The 20,052-nt window shown below is 68.4% G+C and carries 21 protein-coding genes and 1 pseudogene; 7 read left to right on the forward strand and 15 right to left on the reverse strand.

Features of this window, described 5'->3' with window-relative positions; all coding sequences use genetic code 11:
• The first annotated feature begins 29 nt into the window (after positions 1–29).
• Entirely contained in the window at positions 30–473 is a 444-nt protein-coding gene (locus tag F6X53_RS22340; RefSeq protein ID WP_151002566.1) for a hypothetical protein, read from the forward strand.
• Between the two features lie 9 nt (positions 474–482).
• Here F6X53_RS22340 and F6X53_RS22345 read toward each other — a convergent pair whose 3' ends face one another.
• The gene (locus F6X53_RS22345) at positions 483–1,343 is read right to left on the reverse strand and encodes a trypsin-like serine peptidase (RefSeq protein ID WP_191970942.1); all 861 of its coding nucleotides are present in this window, start codon (positions 1,341–1,343) and stop codon (positions 483–485) included.
• 252 nt (positions 1,344–1,595) lie between these two features.
• Here F6X53_RS22345 and F6X53_RS22350 point away from each other — a divergent pair, with 252 nt between their 5' ends.
• Positions 1,596–2,267: a DJ-1/PfpI family protein gene (locus tag F6X53_RS22350; protein ID WP_151002568.1), complete on the forward strand. Its 672-nt coding sequence runs from the start codon at positions 1,596–1,598 to the stop codon at positions 2,265–2,267.
• A gap of 31 nt (positions 2,268–2,298) precedes the next feature.
• Here the strand turns inward: F6X53_RS22350 and F6X53_RS22355 are convergent, their stop codons facing one another.
• The 3 genes from F6X53_RS22355 to F6X53_RS22365 form a co-directional block, all read right to left on the reverse strand.
• Positions 2,299–2,631: a hypothetical protein gene (locus F6X53_RS22355; protein WP_151002569.1), complete on the reverse strand. Its 333-nt coding sequence runs from the start codon at positions 2,629–2,631 to the stop codon at positions 2,299–2,301.
• Between the two features lie 210 nt (positions 2,632–2,841).
• Positions 2,842–3,099 carry a DUF6489 family protein gene (locus F6X53_RS22360; protein WP_151002570.1) on the reverse strand — a complete coding sequence of 86 codons (258 nt, stop codon included), beginning with the start codon at positions 3,097–3,099 and terminating at the stop codon, positions 2,842–2,844.
• 142 nt (positions 3,100–3,241) lie between these two features.
• Positions 3,242–4,405, reverse strand: a complete 1,164-nt coding sequence (locus tag F6X53_RS22365; protein WP_151002571.1) for a dimethylmenaquinone methyltransferase — start codon at positions 4,403–4,405, stop codon at positions 3,242–3,244.
• 202 nt (positions 4,406–4,607) lie between these two features.
• Between F6X53_RS22365 and dinB the strand changes: the two genes are divergently transcribed.
• The 3 genes and pseudogenes from dinB to F6X53_RS22380 all read left to right on the forward strand — a co-directional run bounded on the left by dinB (position 4,608) and on the right by F6X53_RS22380 (position 6,423).
• On the forward strand, positions 4,608–5,714 hold the full coding sequence (gene dinB, locus F6X53_RS22370) for a DNA polymerase IV (protein ID WP_151002622.1): 1,107 nt from the start codon (positions 4,608–4,610) through the stop codon (positions 5,712–5,714).
• A 70-nt stretch (positions 5,715–5,784) separates the two neighbouring features.
• Positions 5,785–5,943, forward strand: a pseudogene (locus F6X53_RS22375) (four-helix bundle copper-binding protein); the annotation flags it as partial.
• 249 nt (positions 5,944–6,192) lie between these two features.
• Entirely contained in the window at positions 6,193–6,423 is a 231-nt protein-coding gene (locus F6X53_RS22380) for a DUF6471 domain-containing protein (protein ID WP_151002572.1), read from the forward strand.
• Positions 6,424–6,675: 252 nt separating this feature from the next.
• On the opposite strand, the gene F6X53_RS22385 is transcribed toward F6X53_RS22380, so the two are convergent.
• The gene (locus tag F6X53_RS22385; protein ID WP_151002573.1) at positions 6,676–7,410 is read right to left on the reverse strand and encodes an LAPAL motif-containing putative phage structural protein; all 735 of its coding nucleotides are present in this window, start codon (positions 7,408–7,410) and stop codon (positions 6,676–6,678) included.
• Positions 7,411–7,937: 527 nt separating this feature from the next.
• On the opposite strand from F6X53_RS22385, the gene F6X53_RS22390 reads away from it, so the two are divergent.
• A complete protein-coding gene (locus tag F6X53_RS22390; protein WP_151002574.1) occupies positions 7,938–8,297 on the forward strand; it encodes a VanZ family protein in 360 nt (119 codons plus the stop codon).
• Positions 8,298–8,307: 10 nt separating this feature from the next.
• Here F6X53_RS22390 and F6X53_RS22395 read toward each other — a convergent pair whose 3' ends face one another.
• The 4 genes from F6X53_RS22395 to F6X53_RS22410 form a co-directional block, all read right to left on the reverse strand.
• On the reverse strand, positions 8,308–10,980 hold the full coding sequence (locus F6X53_RS22395; RefSeq protein WP_151002575.1) for an HWE histidine kinase domain-containing protein: 2,673 nt from the start codon (positions 10,978–10,980) through the stop codon (positions 8,308–8,310).
• Between the two features lie 121 nt (positions 10,981–11,101).
• The gene (locus F6X53_RS22400) at positions 11,102–11,320 is read right to left on the reverse strand and encodes a hypothetical protein (protein ID WP_151002576.1); all 219 of its coding nucleotides are present in this window, start codon (positions 11,318–11,320) and stop codon (positions 11,102–11,104) included.
• A gap of 287 nt (positions 11,321–11,607) precedes the next feature.
• Positions 11,608–11,988 carry a hypothetical protein gene (locus F6X53_RS22405; protein ID WP_151002577.1) on the reverse strand — a complete coding sequence of 127 codons (381 nt, stop codon included), beginning with the start codon at positions 11,986–11,988 and terminating at the stop codon, positions 11,608–11,610.
• Between the two features lie 317 nt (positions 11,989–12,305).
• The gene (locus F6X53_RS22410) at positions 12,306–12,581 is read right to left on the reverse strand and encodes a DUF6894 family protein (RefSeq protein ID WP_151002578.1); all 276 of its coding nucleotides are present in this window, start codon (positions 12,579–12,581) and stop codon (positions 12,306–12,308) included.
• Between the two features lie 550 nt (positions 12,582–13,131).
• Here F6X53_RS22410 and F6X53_RS22415 point away from each other — a divergent pair.
• Entirely contained in the window at positions 13,132–13,569 is a 438-nt protein-coding gene (locus tag F6X53_RS22415; RefSeq protein ID WP_151002579.1) for a hypothetical protein, read from the forward strand.
• Between the two features lie 59 nt (positions 13,570–13,628).
• Here the strand turns inward: F6X53_RS22415 and F6X53_RS22420 are convergent, their stop codons facing one another.
• From F6X53_RS22420 to pdhA, 6 genes are all read right to left on the reverse strand, one after another.
• Positions 13,629–13,811, reverse strand: coding sequence for a hypothetical protein (locus F6X53_RS22420; RefSeq protein ID WP_151002580.1), 183 nt, complete (start codon positions 13,809–13,811; stop codon positions 13,629–13,631).
• Between the two features lie 117 nt (positions 13,812–13,928).
• Positions 13,929–15,368: a dihydrolipoyl dehydrogenase gene (gene lpdA / locus F6X53_RS22425; RefSeq protein ID WP_151002581.1), complete on the reverse strand. Its 1,440-nt coding sequence runs from the start codon at positions 15,366–15,368 to the stop codon at positions 13,929–13,931.
• A gap of 195 nt (positions 15,369–15,563) precedes the next feature.
• Positions 15,564–17,012: a pyruvate dehydrogenase complex dihydrolipoamide acetyltransferase gene (locus F6X53_RS22430; protein ID WP_151002582.1), complete on the reverse strand. Its 1,449-nt coding sequence runs from the start codon at positions 17,010–17,012 to the stop codon at positions 15,564–15,566.
• A gap of 49 nt (positions 17,013–17,061) precedes the next feature.
• Positions 17,062–17,349: a DUF5076 domain-containing protein gene (locus tag F6X53_RS22435; protein WP_151002583.1), complete on the reverse strand. Its 288-nt coding sequence runs from the start codon at positions 17,347–17,349 to the stop codon at positions 17,062–17,064.
• Between the two features lies 1 nt (position 17,350).
• Positions 17,351–18,802, reverse strand: coding sequence for a pyruvate dehydrogenase complex E1 component subunit beta (locus tag F6X53_RS22440; RefSeq protein ID WP_151002584.1), 1,452 nt, complete (start codon positions 18,800–18,802; stop codon positions 17,351–17,353).
• A 65-nt stretch (positions 18,803–18,867) separates the two neighbouring features.
• A complete protein-coding gene (pdhA, locus tag F6X53_RS22445) occupies positions 18,868–19,944 on the reverse strand; it encodes a pyruvate dehydrogenase (acetyl-transferring) E1 component subunit alpha (RefSeq protein WP_151002585.1) in 1,077 nt (358 codons plus the stop codon).
• Positions 19,945–20,052: the final 108 nt, after the last annotated feature.

Raw genomic sequence — 20,052 nt, forward strand, 5'->3', positions numbered from 1 at the left:
GCGGGTTTCACGAATCGCGATGGGGTCGCGTGCGTCACAGGGCCATTCTGATCGCGGCCCTCCTGCCGGCAGCGCCGCTCCTCGGATTGGCCCCCGCCCGGGCCGGGGCGGAGATGTTCCGCTGCATCACCAAGGGGGCGACCACGGTGCTGAAGGATGGAGGTCCGGAGGCGGTGGATGCGGTGGAGGGCAAGGGCGTCTCGATCACCCTCGACGCGGAGGGCACGAGCCTCGTCCTGATCAACGACGCGAACAGCGCGGTCGCCCGCTTCACCTGCCAGCGCGAGGGACGGCGCGCGGGCGTCGTCGCCTGCACCCGCCCCGACGAGAGCCTGCGCCTCAATCGCCGCACCGGCGTCATGCTGCGCACGGTGACCACAAGGGGCGTCGACTTCGTGCTCTCCTTCGTGCTGATCTGCACCCGGCCCAGGCCGACTGCGCGCGCGGCCCCCGCCTCGCTCGCGAGCGAGTGAGGGCCGGCCTCAGGGCAGTGCCGTCTGCGGATCCCCGGCCTTGCCGGCCTCGCGCCCCGCGTCGTCTCGCGCGCCTTGCCGCTTCAGGATCTCCTCGGCGGCGGCCAGGAAGGCACGCGTCGGGACGGCGAAGGACGGCCCAGGCGGCGCACCGGGACGCGGACCGGCGACGAGGACGCCGATGACCTTCGGGCTACCGTCCTCGACCTGCAGCAGGGCCGATCCGGATTCACCCGGAATGGCGCGGCAATCGTGGATCAGGAGCGGGGCTGGATCTGGCGCGAGGCGGGCGGCGCACTTGTCCTGCGCGCTCATGGTCTGGGACATGGTTCGGCGATAGCCGGCCCGACGGATATCGAGCCGCAGCTTGCGCGGGTCGTCCGGGGCGGCAAGATGCTCCAGTTCGAGGGGCTTGATCGGAATCGGGCTCGCGAGCTCGATCAGGGCCCAGTCGCCCGACATGTTCGGACGGCTCGTGCCGTAGGCGTAGGCGTAATCCGCCGGCTTGTGCACGGCATTGCCGATCGCGTGGGCGAGATACGCCCCCTGCGCGTAGCCCGCCACGAAATGGACCGAGCCCGGCTCGACCCAGCGCCCACGGGCCTTGTCCCAGAGGCAATGGGCGGCCGTGAGCGCGAGCCGCGGCCCGATCAGGGTCGCGGTGCAGAATTGGCGGCTCCCCGGCCCCGTGACCACGTTGAGCTTGCCGATGGCCGTGAACGGCCATTGCGCCGGGTCGAACGCCATTTCCTCGGCCCGCGCCGACCCGGCCCCCGGCGCGGCAAGCGCCAATGCGAGGGCCGCGAAAGCCAGCACCCGTGCCCCCGTCCGGCGGGTCCGGCTTCCGGGCCTCTCGTGCCCCCGCGTCATGGCCGTCTCCCCTGAACTCTGCCGGACCATGTGTTGCGGACAGGAGCCGTTGCAAGGGCACGCTCAATCCTCAGCGAGGGCATGCCGCGGAGAGCCCCCATCACGCCGAGCCAATGCAGGCCGCGGGCTGCCCGGAGAGGCCTGGATCTCGATCCTGTGAGCGCTTGTGGCGGAAAGTGAGGGGTTTATGACATTTTCGGCCGAATGGCGCGCCGTTAGAAGTCATCGGTCCATCCACGGAAGGCGGCACCCATGACGCTCGAGATCGGCTTCCTCCTCTTCCCGAATGTCCAACAGCTCGATCTCACGGGCCCTTACGAAGTCTTCGCCTCGCTGCCCGGCACGCGCCTGCACCTCGTGGCCGAGCACCTCGCTCCCGTGCGCGCCTCGACCGGGCTCATGCTGGCGCCGACGGTCACCTACGAGCAATGCCCGGCCCTCGACGTGATCTGCGTGCCCGGCGGGATCGGGGTGAATGCTCTCCTGACCGATCCGGGCGCCCTCGCCTTCCTGCGTGAGCAAGCCTCGAGCGCGCGCTTCGTCACCTCCGTCTGCACCGGGGCCCTGGTTCTCGGGGCGGCGGGGCTTTTGCGGGGGCGCCGCGCGACCACGCACTGGGCGGCCCACGATCTCCTGGCCGCCTTCGGGGCGATTCCCGTGGATGCGCGGGTGGTCCGGGACGGCAACCTCGTCACCGGCGGCGGGGTGACGGCGGGGATCGATTTCGCCCTCGTCCTCGCGGCGGAACTCGTCGGGCCGATCGCGGCCGAGACGGTGGAACTGACCCTCGAATACGCCCCGGCTCCCCCCTTCGGCTCCGGCCGGCCGGATCAGGCCTCCGCCGCGGTGCTGGAGGCGGCCCGCGCGCAGCTCGCAGGGAGCCGCCGGGAACGCGAGGCGATCCTGGCCAAGATCACCGGATGAGGCCTCGCGCGACGGGGGTGCGGTCCGTGCCTCAGCCGGCCTGCGGCCCGGTGAGGCGGCTGCGCCAGGGCTTGCTCAGGAACACGAAGGCGAGCAGCACCCCGGCCGCGTACCAGCCGTGCAGGCTGTGATACCCGGTCTCCGGCGCCCAAGCGAAACCGCCGAGCACCGTGAAGGCGAGCATCGCCAAGCCGGTGCGCAGGGCGAGGGCCATCGGCTGTTGTAGGATGGGATCCCCCGCAGAGAGGGCAAGCCCGAGGCCCGTCATGGCAAACAACACGCCCCCAAGGGGCAGGCCCAGGAACAGCGAGACCACGAGCCTCAGGAATACGGAGGCCCAATCGTTCGGAACGGGCTCGGCCACGCTTCGGTCTTCCGGCAAATGAGGAGCGGACCTGGACGATCTAAGCCTCAACGCGCGGCCTGTCACAGGGAGGCTGCGAAAAACAAGCAGCCGAGTTGAGGACCGAGGCGGGTTTCGCGACGCGGAGCGCGCGGCGGCGATGGTCCCGGAGCCTCGTTCTGATCAGGCGACCGCCTGCTGCTCGGCGTGCCATGCGGAGGGTTCGACCCGTCACTTCGTCTGCGGCTTGCCGCCGCCGAAACTCCGGTTGAACAAGTTCATGAAGAGTTCCGATGCCTGCTCCGCGCTCTGAGGCGTGAACGACAGCCAGCTCTTCATCAGGGTCTCCGGCGAGAACCGGTCCATCTCGGCGAGCATCCGCCGCTCGACCTCCGCCATCACGGCGCCCTGCATCGGCTGGACATCCGGCAGCCCGAAGAACTGCCGCGCCTCCACCGGCGTACAATCGATCTCGACCGTGACCTTCATGACGCGTTGTCTCCTCGGCCTGCGGATGATCCCAAGGCGGATCATCCGGGTGCCCGTTCCCGGAATACGCTCGTGCTGAAGAACGGCCGAGCGCGCGTCAAGACGCGGCGCAGGGCCCGGCGGCCCTCGCGATCCGGGCGGATCAGCCCTTCCAGTTCTTCAGAGCTCCAAAGGGGCTGGCGGCGGGATCCGGCGGCGGCGGGTTCAGGATCGCCTCCACCTGCGCGACGGCATCGGCCAACGAGAAGGCGGCTCCGCCTGGCAGCTTTCCGCCCGCCGCATCCTTGTGGCCGCCGCCGCGGAACCGGCGGGCGCCCTCAAGCGCCGTCTCGTCGTTCGACCGGAAGGAGAGTGTGCCGACGCGCTGGACGTTGACGACGCGGCGCGCCCGCCCGCCCAGCATGATCAGGTCCGACACCCGCTGGAAGGTGCCGGAATCGAGACCGAAGGACAGGAGCGTTCCGTCCGAGAGCCTGTGGAACAGCTCGTCCGAGCGGGCGAGTGCCCGGGCGATCCGCATGCGGGTCGTCAGGGCCGGATCGTCCGCGGGATCATCCGCCATGAACGCGTCGACGATCCGGAGCCGGATGGCGCCGACCTGAGCCTCGACGCCGGCCGGCGTCGCCCCTTCGCGAAGGAGCGCCGCGACGCCCCGCAGCAGCGCCGCGATGAAGCGGTCGTGCCAGGGATGGCCCACCGGAACGAGGGTGCCGACATTGTCCCAGAAGACCTCGTCGAGGGCGAGGCCGCCTGCGAAACTGGGCCGCTCCTTCTTCCAGAGGTCGAGGGCATCGACGGCCTCGACGAGGGTCTGCAGCTCCCGCTCCAGATCCGCCGGGATCGCGCGGGTGGCGTAGAGCGCCCGGTGCTCGTAGGCCATGCGGGTGGCGCAGCGCCCCTCGTCGATCAGGACCGCGAGATCCGGATCCCCGAGATCGAAGCGCTTCAGGGTCGGGATCTCGGCATCGGGGATCGGCTCCAGGCCCTGATCGCGCAGCTGGTCGATCGAGGAGGCGTGGTGGTCGAGGACGATGAGGCGGTGGCGGGCGCCCTCCGGCCGGCGGCGGTTCAGGGCGGCGAAGCTCCGGATGAACTTCACCGCGACCGCCTCGAGACCGAGATCGGTCATGATCAGGAGTTCGGGCTCGGACGCCTTGTCGAGGCGCTTGAGTTCGGCTTCGACGATGGGGCCGACGTCGGAATAGCGGGGGATGTGGACGATCCGGGCGACGTCGAGGGCGGTGCCGACGATGGTCGAGGCGCCGTAGCCGTCGAGGTCGTGATGGGTGAGCTGGGTGACGTTCACGTGGGAATCCCGTCCTTGGAGCGCTGGCGCATCAGGGGCTTATGGGGGAGGCCGGCGGGCCGCGCGAGTCCCGGCGCGCGGGAAAGCGCGACGGCGGTGGACGATCGGTCCGGCGGCCTTGACCCGCGCCCGGCAAGGCGCATGGTCGGAACAATTCATGAACGATCCGTCCGAAATCCCGAGTGCCAGCCGCGAGCCCCGCATGAATCCGGGTGATCCGCCGGATCCGCCCCCCGCCGACCGCCTCCGGAAGGTGATCCATATCGACATGGACGCGTTCTACGCCTCTGTCGAGCAGCGCGACGACCAAGGGTTGCGCGGCCGGCCGCTCGCGGTCGGCGGCGCGCGCGAGCGGGGCGTGGTGGCGGCGGCGAGCTACGAGGCGCGGGCCTTCGGGGTGCGCTCGGCCATGCCGGCGGTGACGGCGCGCCGGCTCTGCCCCGACCTCGTCTTCGTGAAGCCCCGCTTCGACGTCTACCGGGCGATCTCGGAGGAGATCCGGGCGGTGTTTGCCGAGCACACCGCACTGATCGAGCCGGTGGCCCTCGACGAGGCCTATCTCGACGTGACCGAGAACCGGCAGGGCCTGCCGACCGCGACCGCGGTGGCGCGGGCGATCCGGGCGACGATCCGGGAGCGGACCGGGCTCGTGGCCTCGGCGGGGGTCTCCTACAACAAGTTCCTGGCCAAGGTCGCCTCCGATTACCGCAAGCCCGACGCCCTGTTCGTGATCACCCCCGCCATGGGCCCGGCCTTCGTGGAGGCGCTGGAGATCGGGCGCTTCCACGGGGTCGGGCCCGTGACGGAGGCGAAGATGAAGGGCCTCGGCATCCTCACCGGCCGCGATCTCAAGGCCCGCTCCCGCGAGGCCCTCGTCGCGCAGTTCGGCAGCGCCGGGGCCTATTACCACGCGGTGGCGCGGGGCATCGACGAGCGCCCGGTGCGGGCCCACCGCATCCGCAAGTCGATCGGGGCGGAAAACACCTTCGCGGACGACGCCACGGCCTACGAGACCCTGGCCGAGCGCCTCGGCCCGATCCTCGACAAGGTCTGGGCGGCCTGCCTCGCCAAGGAGATGCGCGGGCGCACCGTGACCCTCAAGGTCAAGTTCTCGAATTTCGAGCAGATCACCCGGGCCCGCTCCCTGCCCGAACCGGTCGCCGACCGCGACGCCCTGGAGCGGATCAGCCTCGCGATCCTGCGCGACGTCTTCCCGCTGCGCCGAAGCGTGCGGCTCATCGGCGTCTCGCTCTCGGCCCTGCACCACGGCCCGGCGGACGCGCCGCAGCAGCTCGGCCTCGCGCTCTGACGGGACGGGGCTGAACCCGGGGCGCCCGCGGCCGGTTGTCCGCAGGCGCCGTCACGAGACCGGAGCCCCCATGGATGCGACGTCGGACGCGATGCAGGCCTGCATCCAAGAATGCCTGCGCTGTTATCGGACCTGTCTCCGCATGGCCTCGCAGCATGGCCTGCCGGCCGGCGGCCCGCATGTCGCGCCGGAGCATTTTCGGCTGATGATGGCCTGCGCGAAGATGTGCAGCCTTATGGAGCAAATGCGCCAGAATGCACGCTAGACCAAGGCGTATGCCATCGCTTATTATGGCGGAAGCTATAGAAGAAGCCTTTCATGGCATGCGGATCGAGTGTTCAGGAAATCCTTGCCGGCCTAAACGCGTAGTTCGGCGGCAAATGACACACCAAACTTGCCAGTGAGGTGATTGAGGGAGATCGGCGGAACTTGGAAGAGTCTCTAGACGCCACCAATCCTGAAAAAGGACAGGATGCGGATGAGTGACGGCATTGATGAGGCTTGGGATGCCCGAGTAAAGGGCATTCTCAAAGCCGAGCTGAAGCGGAAAGGCATTACCTATGCACAGTTGGTCGATAAGCTCGCTGCTTTTGGCGTGAAGGAGACCGAGCCAAATATCCGCAACAAGCTTGCGCGGGGTAAATTCACTGCGGTTTTTATGATACAGATTTTAACTGCAATTGGATCAAATACCATCAGGATTGAATAGATCTGTCTGGCGCGTGGTTGGGGCCGGCACAAACCTAATAACCTTTTTGATTTTATATGTCGGCTCTTTAGGCTTGTTCTGGGCATCAAACGTTGTAGTGACCTCTAAGACGACCTGATAGGCATCCTCCGACAAAGCGCCGCCGCGGTCTAAGGCGTCTTGAGCTATGCTAGTTTCGGTTATGTCAACATATGCCCTGTCTTTACCAAGTCGAAACCGCCAACTGTTCGCTTTGGGGTCATAAACAGGCGATTACACGCTTAGCCAAGCTGGAATTTCTTCAATCTCAGGCTCATTGACCTCTTTGCTTTCCTCTATTCCTTTTGCGCATGAGGCTGCGATATCCGTCACTTCCTTGGGCGTAAACTCTTCTGCTATCGCACCAGCCTCGTTGCTGACTCGCATGGTGTCGAAGCCATCTTGGCCAAGCGGCAAGAAGGCGTCTTGAGTTGCGCGCAGGGCTCTTGCGTTTTTTGATAGATTATAAATCTCCGGCGTTAAATAAACGCTGTTTCCATCACCTTTGATTGTAACTTTTACAGTTCCACTGCGAGACGTATCGGTCTTTTCTTCAATGACATCTCGGCCTTTTCTCCACTGGAGGTACTTGATAAAACTAATCCCACCCGCCGCGACTACACCGCCTCCTGCAAGCGGCCCTTTCAGAAGCCCAATACATTCCAAGACCTCCTTTGCGGTCTTTACCTGATCGATTCCAAGCAGAAGCTTGGCTTGTTCGTATAATCCTACAACAAGTTTGAAGTTAATATTGAAGCATTTATGCTCAAAATCTGAAACAACCAAGACTTTTGTCGTTGATTTCTTGCCATTGAACTCGGTGTTGGCCTCGCGCAGAAGCTTGCCGAAGGCCATTAGAGCCGGCGCGAGGTTACGAACGTCTATTGAGTGGTCGTCAGCACGGGTCGGGCCATCATAGGCCACCGAGAACTCCTGCCGGCTCATCGGCACGTCCTCGACCTGGGCCATTTGCACTCCCCCGCCTGCGTTAGCGAAAAGTGCAAATCTCGGTTAAGTTGTCCATCCATAACTTGGCCGTACAGAATGCGTGACCGCAGCCCTGTGGCAAAACTGATGCAGTCCGGGAGCCGTGCTTTTTCTAGCATGCGAACATATGTAGAACAAACACACATTGTACTATAACCGACCATTTTCGAATGCCACCGTTTGCGATACATATGCATGCATCTGAGATGACATTTTGGTGCAATTGCTCTCCAGGACCGGAGATCTGCCGCAGTTGCGCGCACGTGATGCTGATCGGCGTGCCCGAGCACAAGCCCGCCTGCCGGGCCTGCGCGGAAAGCTGCCGGGCGATGGCGGGCTGATCCGGAGGCCGCAGGGGCTCCTAACGACGGCTAGCTGGAAGGCGCCCGGCCCGGTATCGGTCGGGATCCGTCCCACTTCGGGATCCCGGGCGTGGCCCGGCCGTTGCGTGGCGTCCTGCCGGCGCGGTTGTGCGTCCCCTTCCCGCTTGTCTCCCACAGATCGTCCCCATGGCCGCCTTGTCGAAAGCGTCGCGTCTCCTCGGCTGGCTGTTGCTGGCCGCCCTCCTGGTCGTGACGGTCTGTCCGATCGGCCTGCGCCCGGTGAGCGGCGCGCCGGTCTCGCTGGAGCGGTTCGGCGCCTTCGCGCTCCTGGGCTTCCTGTTCGCCGTCGGCTACCCGCACCGGCGCTGGCAGGTCGCCATCCTGACGGTGGCGGCGGCGGGCAGCCTCGAAGCCCTGCAGATGCTGCAGCCGACGCGCCACGGCCGGGCGGCCGATTTCCTGGTGAAGATGGGCGGCTGCGGCTTCGGCGCGGCCGCAGCCCTCCTGGCCGCCTCCCTCCGGTGGAGCCCGACGCGGCGCGGGTGACGCGCGGGCTCTAGGCCTCGGAGGCCGTGTGCCCGTTGCGCTCGGTGCGCCGCCCGGCCACCAGCCACAGGAGCGTGTCCATCAATTGCTGCTCGACGAAGGGCTTGCTCAGGACCGAGACGCCGGCAAACCGCTCCGGCAGCACCTTCCGGCTCCGCTCGTAGGCGGTCGCGAAAAGGAACGGCACGCCCTGGTTCTGCAACAGCTCCGCGACGGGCCAGACCTTCGCCTCGTCGATGTTGATGTCGAGCACCGCCCCCTGGAGCTGGCCCGCCTCGATCTGCGCCAGCACCATGGCGGCCTCGACCCGCCCCACCGGCCCGACCGGCGTCCAGCCCAGGGCGCGCACGGCCTGCTCCAGAACGTGGGCGATGAGCGCGTCGTCCTCCACGAGGAGAATGCGGGGCACGTCCGGGCTGGCCGCGAGCGGCGCGCCCGAGGTCCCCGCGGCGCCGGCGGGGCCCGGACCGAGGACCAGGGCGGTCTCGGGCACCTCCATGAAGAAGCGCAGCCCGGCCGGATCGTAGGTGACCTCGCTGCGCCCGTGCATCTCGTAGGCGATGACCCGCTGCGTCACGAAGGAGCCGAAGCCCCGCCGTGCCGGCGGCCTGACCTGGGGCCCGCCCTCCTCGCGCCAGACCAGCCTCAGGAGGCGCGCGGGCGCGGCGCCGGTGATCGTCCAGGCGATCCCCACATGCCCGCCCGGCAGGGAGAGCGCCCCGTACTTGGCCGCGTTCGTCGCCAGTTCGTGGAACACCATGCCGAAGGACGTGCCCATCCGGGGCAGGACCGTCATGCGATCGCCGTCGAGCCGGAGGTTGTCGCCGACCTTGGCATAGGGCAGCAGCTGCTCGATGATCAGGGTGTGTAGGTCGATCGCGCGCCAGGCGGCATCGCTGAGCAGGTTGTGCGAGGCCGCCATCGCCTGGATGCGCTGCTCGAAGCTGTGCACGTAGGAATCGAGGGTGACCGCGCTGCTCCGGGAATGCCGCGCCAGCGCCTGCACGGTCGCCAGCGTGTTCTTCACGCGGTGGTTCAGCTCGGCCAGCATCATCTCGTGGCGGCTCGCCGCCGCGGCGCGCTCGCGGGCGACCTGACCCGAGCGCGCGTGAGCGACCTCCAGCAGCGAGAGCCGCAGCAGCCGCACGGCCTCGATCTCCACCTCGGTCCAGGGCTTGGCGTGGAGCCGCACGGATTCGGTGTAGGTCTGGAAGGAGGCGCGCGGCGAGAGGCCGCCGTCGGGACGCCGCTCGAGGGCTTGAGCGGGATTGCCGGCCCAGCGGAGGGTCTCCACCAATTCCGGCCGGAACCAGAGGATGTGGGTGCTCGGATCGCGGGAGAGGGTCAGGACCAGCACGCCGCTGGCATGGCCGCCGAAGGCGCGCGCCGGCTCCCATTGCGCCGACAGGGAGGCCGTCGCGAACACCGCTTCGTCCGCGCCGGTGCGCGCGAGCCAGGCGACGATGGCGCGCACCTGATCCTCGCCCGGCGTGCGGCCGATTGCGGAGAACTCGTCCTCGACGAGCAGGGCCGCGCCCTCGGCATCGACATAGCCCAGCAGGTCGCTCCATTGGCGAACCAGCCCCTCCGACAGGTCCCCCTCCGCCGAGAGGCGCGGCACCAGCGTCTCGCGCGCGCGGCGCAGCATGTGGCGGTGCTCGTAGGCGGCCGCCTGCTCGCGCGCATCGACCTGGAACGAGAACATGTGCCCGAACAGCTCGCAGATGGCGCGCAGGGGCCGGGGAATGCGCTTGGGCGTCGTGTGATGGCAGGCGATCAGGCCCCAGAGCTGGCCGCCGACGATGATGGAGATCGTCATCGTGGCGGCGACCCCCATGTTGCGCAGGTACTGGAGGTGGATGGGGGCCACCGCCCGCAGGATGCACTGGCTCATGTCCAGCGTTCCGGGCGGCCTGCCCCGCCCCGCTCCGGCGAGGAGGGGGGCCGGCGCGTCATCCACGTCCGCGATGACGCGCAGCCAGTTCCGCAGGTAGAGCGCGCGAGCCTGCTGCGGAATGTCGGAGGCCGGATAGTGGAGGCCGAGATAGGGCTCCAGGCGCGCGCGGTGGCTCTCGGCCAGGACCCGGCCGGCGCCGTCGGGCAGGAAGCGGTAGATCATCACCCGGTCGTAGCCGGACAGGCGGCGAAGGGCCTCGGCGCCGGCCTGACAGAAGGCGGTGAGATCCGGGGCCGCCTGCACCGCCGCCAGCATCTCCTGGACGGTGGCGAGCGGGTCGCGCGCGGCGGCCCCCGGCGGGTCGGCGGCCTCGAACTCGAGCACCAGCCCGTCCCGCCCGGACCGGGACCGGCCGGACGGAGCGCCGAGGATGCGCGCGCGATGGAGGCTGGCATCCGCCGGCACCGGGCCGAGGCGGAGATCGGGATCGAGCGCGTGCACGGGCGTGGCGAGATCGCCCTGGTCGCGCAGCGCCTTCAGGACCTTCACGCGCCTCGGCCCGAACAGGGCGGTCAGCGAGTGGCCGAGGAGCGACGCCGCCGGGTATCCGAGAAGGCCCGGCGCGTCGCCCGCGGCGCCGAGCACGGTCAACCGCGCCGGATCGAGGACCAGGAGCGCCCCGTGCGGCTGGATCGAGCCGGGCAGGTGGATCGGCTCGCGCTCGCAATCGGCGTGATCGTTTGGCGGGGCTGGGGGCTTGCGCGTCGAAGGAATGATCGGGGTCATGGCCCGCGCCTACCTCGTCAGCCAGGGATGCACCCGCGACATGAACGGCTCCGTGGCAGCCTACGCCGGAGTCCCGCCCCAATCACCGCAATGTCGCCTGCCGTACAGTGCCGGCCCCGGCTCAGGGCCTCACCTGCATGGCGCGGAGGTAAGACCGCCGGCATTGCAGGGCCGCGAGGACGCGCTCGATCTCGGCGAGCACGCGCTCGGATTCGGCGGTGGCCTGGCCCTGCCGGGTCAGGTGCTCGATCAGCGCGACCTGCTCGGTCCGGCGCTCCTCGGCCTCGGCGATGAGGTCGTCCACGACCTCGAGGGTGGTGTCCTCGGGCAACACGATCATGGCTCGCGACGGCCTCTACGACGGCTGAGGCTCGCACGATCTGCCCGCGAGGTCGATGGCGCGGCGCGAACCGCCTCTCGGGCCCGCGGGACGGCAGGGTCGATTGGCTTTTGATGGAGAGGCGGCGCGCCGGACGGAGCAGACTCGCTCTCCCGACAGGAGGCCGCCATGAGCCTGAAGACGCTGATCCACGAGCCGATCGTCAACGACGCTCAGGGCGCGATCATCACCAGCGGGGTGACCCTGCTCGCCCTCGGCGGCCTGTTGCTGGGCCTGTTCTGAGCCCCTCAGAACGCGCGGCTCGTCGGCGAGCAGGTCCCCTCGAACGCATCGTCCGCCTCGGTCGGCGCCTGGCTGCGGTGGATCACGAGACGGAAGGTGCGGGCGGCCCGGTCGATCGTCAGCCGGTTGGTGACGCCGCCGCCGACATCCTGCCTGCCGACGATCTCGGCGTCGGTGAACGCCTCGGTGACGGCTCCCTCGCCGGAGCCGATGCTGAGCACCATCGCGTTCGGGACGTCGAGCGTCACCGTGAAGGAGAAGGCATCGGCGCGATCGCTCTGCGAGACCCCGGCGCAGAGCAGAAACGTCCGCTCGCCCTCCGCCGCCACGGCCCCCGACGATCCGAGGAGCAGGGCCACGACCACGTTCAGGGTGGTGAGCCTCATGATGGTGCGCCGCTCCTCATCCGCACGGGAGCCCGACATCAGCCGGTAAAACAGCCGGAGCGCAACCGCCTGTTTGCCGAAAAAATCTCCGCGATGCGACCCGGCGGGCGATGTCGCGGCGAGCCGCGCCGCGCCGTACGGAACGGGCGCGGAATGGGGTCGTCGAACTCAATGCTGGACGCGCAGCGAGGCATCTCGGCAAAGCCTCATTCCGCGACGCAGCACCGAATTTCATTGAGAGGAGACCCGTTCTCCCGACCCCGGATCACCCCAAAACCCGTGACGGAGGCGACGCGCCGGATCCCCGCGCCCTCGATCTAGGCGGCCTCCGACCGCGCCTCGCCGATTCGCGCCTCGTCGACATGCCACGCCGTCATCAGGTTGATCGACGCGGTCAGGACGGGGCGGTCGGTGGCATCGCGCACGGCGACGCGCAGCTTCGTTCCCGCGTAACGCTCAGGGTGATCGGCCGCGATCTCGCACAGGGCCCGCAATGCTTCCGACGAGACCGCTTCCCGGTCGGCACATTCCGTGCCGTCATGGTCACGGGTCGAGAACTGGGCATCGTGGAAATCAAAGAAGTAGCGGGCCATGCAGATGACCTTCCAGTCTCGGCTTGTTCTGCGAGGGGATCGAGCGGCTGCGCTCAGCGAATCGTATACTCAACTTATGTTATGCGGAACGGCCTGTGCCAAATCAATGTTCCACTCGGTACGTTAAGGTACGACACAGTATCGGCAAACGCTTGCGCCGCCCCTCGCGAGACTTCGGCCCGAGTCGAAATCGCCTGCCCTCTCAAGCGTTTAGCTGCCAAACCCGCGATCCTGCCCCCCGCGCCGCGATCTCCGACGCCGCGAGGACGCGGGCGCGACGGCGCCCCGCTGTGCTGTCGCGGCCACGCTCGGGCCCGACGGGTAACGCCGGCTCGGAACCAGAGATCGGGGGCCAGCGCGATGGCTGGCTCAAGGCCGAATGCGCGCTTCGTACATCGGATGTTAACGACCCGGCGCAGCGAAGACTGTAGATAACCGTCAAATCACGTTCTGCTGGATGAACGCCGTGGATTTGGACCGATTTGCATACGTGTCCGACCCTCCGGACACGGGCTGGAATGATGAGCCTTCGCGCGAAGAGCTGTTTTGCATGCTCAGATCGCCCCTCTACACCACCGATACGGACGGCTGGCTGACCTATTACAACGAAGCCGCCGCTGAATTCTGGGGTTACCGGCCTGTCCTGGGCCAGGCCCGGTGGTGCGGATCGTGGCGCCTGTACGAGCCGGGCGGCGCCCCCCTGCCCCACGACCGATGCCCCATGGCGATCGCCTTGCGGGAGCGCAGAGCCGTTCCGGGCGTCCAGGCGGTGCTTCAGCGGCCTGACGGGACGCGTGTGCCCTTCCTGCCTTGCCCGACGCTCCTCTTCGACCGAGGGGGAACGCTGGTCGGCGGCTCCAGCCTCATCCTGCCGTCCGGGGCGGCCGCGCCCGTCCAGCACCGGGACGGCGCGGCGAAGCGACGGACCAGCGAGAGCCCGCCCCGCGCCGTTCGGAGCCACAATACGGGCCCGCGCCGCGCCGCCTGAGCGCCGCGGCATCCCGCGGGCTTGAAGGCCCGCGACGGCGCCGATCCGGGTCGCGCGTCCTAGCGGTTGCGGATCGAGGCCGGCCGGCGGCTCGGCCGCAGAAGGCCGACCAGGCCGGACACGGCGACCATGCCGGCCAGCCCCACGAGGCAGAAGAAGCCCAGGACATGCCCCGGTCGGCCTTGCGCGAGAAGGATCGATACGATGATCACGGACAGCGCAACGGCGGTCAGAACGCTCATGAAGGGCTCCTGGAGGGAACCCGGGGAGTGACGCATCCCAGTGTGGCGGGAACGCGGCCTCGCTTCCCGATGCGAAGGCCGGGCGCCCGGAAAGGCTCCGGCGCCCGTGCCGCGTGATCAGGAGTGGATCACCTTGCCATACGCGTCGAGCACGCTCTCGTGCATCATCTCGGAGAGCGTCGGGTGCGGGAAGACCGTGTGCATCAGCTCCTCCTCGGTGGTCTCCAGCGTCATGGCGACGACGTAGCCCTGGATCAGCTCGGTCACCTCGGCCCCGACCATGTGGGCGCCCAGCAGCTGGCCGGTCTTGGCGTCGAACACCGTCTTGATCAGCCCGTCCGGCTCGCCGAGCGCGATGGCCTTGCCGTTGCCCGCGAAGGGGAAGCGGCCGACCTTCACGGAGAAGCCCTGCTCCTTGGCCTTGGCCTCGGTGAGGCCGACGCTGGCGATCTGGGGCTGGCAATAGGTGCAGCCCGGGATCTTGCCCTTGTCCATCGGGTGCGTGTGCAGGCCCTTGATGGTCTCGACGCAGATCACCCCCTCATGCTCGGCCTTGTGGGCGAGCATGGGCGGGCCGGCGACGTCCCCGATGGCGTAGAGGCCCGGCACGTTGGTGCGCCCGAGCCCGTCGGTGACGACGACGCCCCGGTCGATCGTCACCCCGAGCGCCTCGAGCCCGAGATTCTCGATGTTGCCGACGACGCCGACCGCCGAGATCAGCTTCTCCGCCGTGATCTGCTGGGATTTTCCGTCCGAGCCCTCGATCGTGGCGGTGACGCTGTCGGCGGCCTTCTCGACCTTGGTCACCTTGGCGCCGGTGAGGATCTTGATCCCCTGCTTCTCGAAGCGCTTGCGGGCGAGGGCGGCGATCTCGGCATCCTCCACCGGCAGGATCTGGGGCAGCAGCTCCACCACCGTCACCTCGGCGCCCATGGTGCGGTAGAACGAGGCGAACTCGATGCCGATCGCGCCCGAGCCCATCACCAGGAGGCTCTTGGGCATCGCCTCCGGCACCATGGCCTCGTAATAGGTCCAGATCTGGCGCTTGTCCGGCTCGATGCCGGGGATCGCCCGGGGGCGCGCCCCGGTCGCCACGATGATGTGCCGGGCGCTGTAGGTGCCCGCCCCCTTGGCGCCCTTCGGGGCCTCGGCGCGCTTCGTCTCCTTGACGGTGACCTGGCCCGGCTGGTTGCCCTTGGCGGCGGAATCGATCGCGGCCTCGCCCCAGATCACGTCGACCTTGTTCTTCTTGAGCAGCATGCCGACGCCGCCGTTGAGCCGGCCCGAGACGCCCCGCGAGCGCTTGACGATGGCGGCCGTGTCGAACCCGACCTTCTCGACCGAGAGCCCGTAATCGGAGGCGTGCTGCATGTAGTGGTAGATCTCGGCCGAGCGCAGCAGGGCCTTGGTGGGGATGCAGCCCCAGTTCAGGCAGATGCCGCCGAGATGCTCGCGATCGATCACCGCGGTCCTGAACCCGAGCTGCGCCGCCCGGATCGCCGTGACGTAGCCGCCGGGCCCGGCGCCGATGATGAGGACGTCGTAGGTGTCGGCCATGGTGCTATCCTCGGCGTGTGATGGGGATCGTTCCGGGGCTTGCGCGGCGGAGCCTGGACCCCCGACGCATGGACGGCATCGGCTGGATCCCGGCCTGCGGGTCCGGGTTCCGGGCTCACCGGCGGCGCCCCGGAATGACGGCTTTCGGGTGAGGCTCGGCAAGAGATCGTGCGGCGACGGGCGGAACGCCGCCCCTCACACCAGCATGCCCATCGGGTTCTCGATCAGGCTCTTGAAGGCCGCGATCAGCTCGGCACCGAGCGCCCCGTCGAGGACCCGGTGATCGCAGGAGAGCGTGGCGGTCATCATCTGCACGACCGCCGGGGCATTGTCCTTCACCACCACCCGCTTCTCGCCCGCGCCCACCGCCAGGATGGTCGATTGCGGCGGGTTGATCACGGCCGTGAAGTGCTTGATGCCGAACATGCCGAGGTTCGAGACCGAGGTGACGCCGCCCTGGTACTCCTCGGGCTTCAGCTTCTTGGCGCGGGCGCGCCCCGCGAAATCCTTCATCTCGTTGGAGATGGTCGAGAGGGTCTTCTCGTCGGCCCGGCGGATCACCGGAGTGAACAGGCCCCCGTCGATCGCCACCGCGACGCCGACCTCGGCGTTCTTGAAGCGCAGCACCCGGTCCTCGGCCCAGACCGCGTTGGCGGCCGGCACCCGGATCAGCGCGAGGCCCATCGCCTTGATGATGAAGTCGTTGACCGAGAGCTTGAAGTTCGGCTTGCCGTCCTTGTCCTTGCCGGCGCTGCCGTTGAGCTGCTCGCGCAGCTTCATCAGAGCGTCGATCTCGCAATCGACCGTGAGGTAGAAGTGGGGCGCGACCTGCATCGCCTCGGTGAGGCGCTTGGCGATGGTCTTGCGCATGCCGTCGAGGGGAACCTCCTCGTAGGCGCCCTTCTGGAAGAAGCCCCGGACCTGATCGAGGCTGAGGCCGGCGGGCGCCGAGGCGGCGGCTTTTTGAGGCGGCGCGGCCGGGGCCGGTGCCGCGGCGGGTGCGGCAGCGGCGGCCTTCGGGGCGCCCGCCTTGGCGGTGCCCCCGGCGATCGCGGCGCGGACGTCGCGCTCGATCACCCGGCCGTGGGGGCCCGAGCCCCGCACGGCCGAGAGGTCGATGCCGTCCTGGCGGGCGATGCGGCGGGCAAGCGGCGAGGCGAAGACGCGCCCGCCCGATTCCGCCGGCGCCGCGCCGTTCGGCTTGCCAGACTCAGCCTTGGCAGACTCAGCCTTGGCGGGCGCTCCCTGGGTGGGCGTGGCGCCGCCCGGCGCCTCGTTCACCCGCTCGTAGCTCATATGGCCGCCGCCGGGCGTGGTGTTCTGGTCGGCCGGGGAGGCGGCGGCGGCCGGCTTGGCGTCGCCGCCCCCGCCGGCCGGGGCCTGGACGCTGCCCGGATCCTCGCCCTCCGCCGCGATGAGGGCGATCAGGTCGTTGACCGGCACGTCCGCCGTGCCCTCGGGCACCAGGATCTTGGCGAGCACGCCCTCGTCGATCGCCTCGACCTCCATGGTGGCCTTGTCGGTCTCGATCTCGGCCAGCACGTCGCCGGACTTGATCGGGTCGCCCTCCTTCTTCAGCCACTTGGCAAGGTTGCCCTTCTCCATCGTGGGCGACAAAGCGGGCATCAGGACGTTGATGGGCATCGTAAGATTATCCTGATCGGCCAGTGGCCTGGCGTTGAATCTTGAGCGTTCAGTTCAGGGGGCCGTCCGGCCCGTCGGGGGGATCGCTCTCGGCCTCCAGGCCGGCCCGGATCTGCGCGAAGGCCTCCTCCTCCGAGAGGTCGGTCTCCTTGGCGTAGACCCGGGCCGCGTGGCGGGCGAGGTCGATCAGGAGGACGCCCCAGGTGAAGGGATCGTCGAAGGAGCGCCGAAGCGCGACGCTCACCGCCCCGTCGACGACGCTCGCGCGCAGGACCTCGACCCCGCCCTTCTCGAGGGCGTCAGGGGGCACGGAGAGGGGTTGGAACTCCTTCGGCATCTTACTTGTAGCAGACGCTTTTCGCGGCCTCGACCACCTCGGCCACGTTCGGCAAAGCAAGCTTCTCGAGATTGGCGGCGTAGGGCATCGGCACGTCCTTGCCGGTGATGCGCAGCACGGGCGCGTCGAGATAGTCGAAGGCGTCGACCATCAGGCGCGCCACGATCTCGGCGCCGACGCCCGATTGCGGGAATCCCTCCTCGACGGTGATGCAGCGGCCGGTCTTCTTGACCGACTCGACCACCGTGTCGGTGTCCATCGGGCGGATCGTGCGCAGGTCGATCACCTCCGCCTCGATGCCCTGCTCCGCCAGGGCCTGCGCGGCCTTGAGGGCGTAGGTCATGCCGATCGCGAAGGACACGATGGTGACGTCCGAGCCCTGGCGATGGATGCGGGCCTTGCCGATCGGCAGCACGAAATCGTCGAGCTTCGGCACCGGGAAGGTCTGCCCGTACAGGATCTCGTTCTCGAGGAAGATCACCGGGTTGGGGTCGCGGATCGCGGCCTTGAGCAGGCCCTTGGCGTCGGAGGCCGTGTAGGGGGCGATCACCTTGAGGCCGGGGACGTTCGAGTACCAGGCCGCGTAATCGTGGCTGTGCTGGGCGCCGACGCGGGCGGCGGCGCCGTTCGGGCCCCGGAAAACGATGGGGCAGCCGAGCTGGCCGCCCGACATGTAGAGGGTCTTGGCCGCCGAGTTGATGATGTGGTCGATCGCCTGCATGGCGAAGTTGAAGGTCATGAACTCGACGATCGGCCGCAGGCCCGTATAGGCCGCCCCGACGCCGATGCCCGCGAAGCCGTGCTCGGTGATGGGCGTGTCGACCACGCGGCGCGCCCCGAATTCCTGCAGCAGCCCCTGCGTGACCTTGTAGGCGCCCTGGTACTCGGCGACCTCCTCGCCCATCACGAAGACGTCCTCGTCCCGGCGCATCTCCTCCGCCATGGCGTCGCGCAGGGCCTCGCGCACCGTCATGGTCACCATCTCGGTGCCGGCGGGAAATTCCTCCATCACGGGCGCGGGCGCCTTGTTGGTGATGGTGGCGGGCGCGGCGGGCGCCCGGGGGGCGTCGTCGCCGGTCTTGGCGCTCGGCGCGGGCTTCGCGGCCTGCCCCTCGGCCTGCATGTCGGGGGCAGGCGCCGCCTGCCCGCCGGAATCGGCCCCGTTCGCCTTCGGCTTGCCGCCACTCGCGGCGGCCGCCGCGACATCCTCGCCCTCATCCGCGATGATGGCGATCGGCGTGTTGACGGCGACGCCCTCGGTGCCTTCCTGGATCAGGATCTTGGCGAGCACGCCCTCGTCGATCGCCTCGACCTCCATGGTCGCCTTGTCGGTCTCGATCTCGGCGAGCACGTCGCCGGATTTCACGGTGTCGCCCTCCTTCTTGAGCCACTTGGCGAGCTTTCCCTCCTCCATGGTCGGGGAGAGGGCGGGCATGAGGATGTCGGTCGCCATGGGTTACTCTGTCGGTGGGCGTCGGAGGGGCGGCCTGGTTCGGCGTCTTGTTGGATGTCGCGCCGTCAGGCGCGCGCTTCCAGCAGAATATCGGTCCAGAGCTCGGACGGATCGGGCTCGGGATCGTGGGTGGCGAATTCCGCGGAATCGTTCACGGTCTCGCGCACCTTGGCGTCGGTGGCCTTCAGATCGGCCTCCGGCACGCCGTGCAGCTCGATCAGGCGCTTGCGCACCATCTCGATCGGATCGTGCTCCTCGCGCATCTTCGAGACCTCGTCCTTGGTCCGGTACTTGGCCGGGTCGGACATGGAATGGCCGCGATAGCGGTAGGTCTGCATCTCGAGGATGTAGGGCCCCTCGCCCGTGCGGGCATGCGCGAGGGCACGCTGGGCCGCCTCGCGCACGGTGCGCACGTCCATGCCGTCGACCTGCTCGCCCGGGATGCCGAAGGAGAGGCCGCGCTTCGAGAAATCCGTCTGCGCCGAGGCGCGGGCGACCGAGGTGCCCATGGCGTAACGGTTGTTCTCGATGACGTAGACCACCGGCAACTTCCAGAGCGCCGCCATGTTGAAGCTCTCGTAGACCTGGCCCTGGTTGGCGGCGCCGTCGCCCATATAGGTGAGGCTGACCTTGCCGTTCTTCCGGTAGGCGTCCGCGAAGCCGAGGCCGGTGCCGAGGGAGACCTGCGCGCCGACGATGCCGTGGCCGCCGAAGAACTGCTTCTCGCGGGAGAACATGTGCATCGAGCCGCCCTTGCCGCGGCTGTAGCCGCCGCGGCGGCCGGTCAGCTCGGCCATGACGCCGTTCGGGTCCATGCCGCAGGCGAGCATGTGGCCGTGATCCCGGTATCCGGTGATCACCTGATCCCCGTCCTCGGAGGCCATCTGCATGCCGATAACCACGGCTTCCTGGCCGATATAGAGGTGGCAGAACCCGCCGATCAGACCCATGCCGTAGAGCTGGCCCGCCTTCTCCTCGAAGCGGCGGATCAGCAGCATCTCGTGATAGGCGTGGAGATCCTCGTCGCGGGTGAATTGCGGCGCGTTGGGCGCGGGACGGTGGGCCTCGGGCGCTTCGGCCAAGCCCGGCTCAGCGCTGGCTGGATCGAGCTTCGGTTGCCCCGCCTCGTTCGCGGCATCCATCGGCGACCTCCCGTAACCTGTCTCTTGGCTAAGGTTTAGGGCACGCCGCGGCGGATGGCGAGGGCCGCGTCTCTGACAGGAACAGGGCATTGTCAGCCCAAACCGGCC

The sequence above is a fragment of the Methylobacterium soli genome (genome assembly GCF_008806385.1).
GTDB lineage: Bacteria > Pseudomonadota > Alphaproteobacteria > Rhizobiales > Beijerinckiaceae > Methylobacterium > Methylobacterium soli.

What these genes read in the sequence shown, in the direction of transcription:
- F6X53_RS22345 (WP_191970942.1), bottom strand. Translation starts at nt 1,343, where the DNA reads ATGACGCGGGGGCACGAGAGGCCCGGAAGCCGGACCCGCCGGACGGGG.
- F6X53_RS22350 (WP_151002568.1), top strand. Translation starts at nt 1,596, where the DNA reads ATGACGCTCGAGATCGGCTTCCTCCTCTTCCCGAATGTCCAACAGCTC.
- F6X53_RS22360 (WP_151002570.1), bottom strand. Translation starts at nt 3,099, where the DNA reads ATGAAGGTCACGGTCGAGATCGATTGTACGCCGGTGGAGGCGCGGCAG.
- dinB (WP_151002622.1), top strand. Translation starts at nt 4,608, where the DNA reads ATGAATCCGGGTGATCCGCCGGATCCGCCCCCCGCCGACCGCCTCCGG.
- F6X53_RS22380 (WP_151002572.1), top strand. Translation starts at nt 6,193, where the DNA reads ATGAGTGACGGCATTGATGAGGCTTGGGATGCCCGAGTAAAGGGCATT.
- F6X53_RS22385 (WP_151002573.1), bottom strand. Translation starts at nt 7,410, where the DNA reads ATGGCCCAGGTCGAGGACGTGCCGATGAGCCGGCAGGAGTTCTCGGTG.
- F6X53_RS22390 (WP_151002574.1), top strand. Translation starts at nt 7,938, where the DNA reads ATGGCCGCCTTGTCGAAAGCGTCGCGTCTCCTCGGCTGGCTGTTGCTG.
- F6X53_RS22395 (WP_151002575.1), bottom strand. Translation starts at nt 10,980, where the DNA reads ATGACCCCGATCATTCCTTCGACGCGCAAGCCCCCAGCCCCGCCAAAC.
- F6X53_RS22400 (WP_151002576.1), bottom strand. Translation starts at nt 11,320, where the DNA reads ATGATCGTGTTGCCCGAGGACACCACCCTCGAGGTCGTGGACGACCTC.
- F6X53_RS22405 (WP_151002577.1), bottom strand. Translation starts at nt 11,988, where the DNA reads ATGAGGCTCACCACCCTGAACGTGGTCGTGGCCCTGCTCCTCGGATCG.
- F6X53_RS22410 (WP_151002578.1), bottom strand. Translation starts at nt 12,581, where the DNA reads ATGGCCCGCTACTTCTTTGATTTCCACGATGCCCAGTTCTCGACCCGT.
- F6X53_RS22415 (WP_151002579.1), top strand. Translation starts at nt 13,132, where the DNA reads ATGCTCAGATCGCCCCTCTACACCACCGATACGGACGGCTGGCTGACC.
- F6X53_RS22420 (WP_151002580.1), bottom strand. Translation starts at nt 13,811, where the DNA reads ATGAGCGTTCTGACCGCCGTTGCGCTGTCCGTGATCATCGTATCGATC.
- lpdA (WP_151002581.1), bottom strand. Translation starts at nt 15,368, where the DNA reads ATGGCCGACACCTACGACGTCCTCATCATCGGCGCCGGGCCCGGCGGC.
- F6X53_RS22430 (WP_151002582.1), bottom strand. Translation starts at nt 17,012, where the DNA reads ATGCCCATCAACGTCCTGATGCCCGCTTTGTCGCCCACGATGGAGAAG.
- F6X53_RS22435 (WP_151002583.1), bottom strand. Translation starts at nt 17,349, where the DNA reads ATGCCGAAGGAGTTCCAACCCCTCTCCGTGCCCCCTGACGCCCTCGAG.
- F6X53_RS22440 (WP_151002584.1), bottom strand. Translation starts at nt 18,802, where the DNA reads ATGGCGACCGACATCCTCATGCCCGCCCTCTCCCCGACCATGGAGGAG.
- pdhA (WP_151002585.1), bottom strand. Translation starts at nt 19,944, where the DNA reads ATGGATGCCGCGAACGAGGCGGGGCAACCGAAGCTCGATCCAGCCAGC.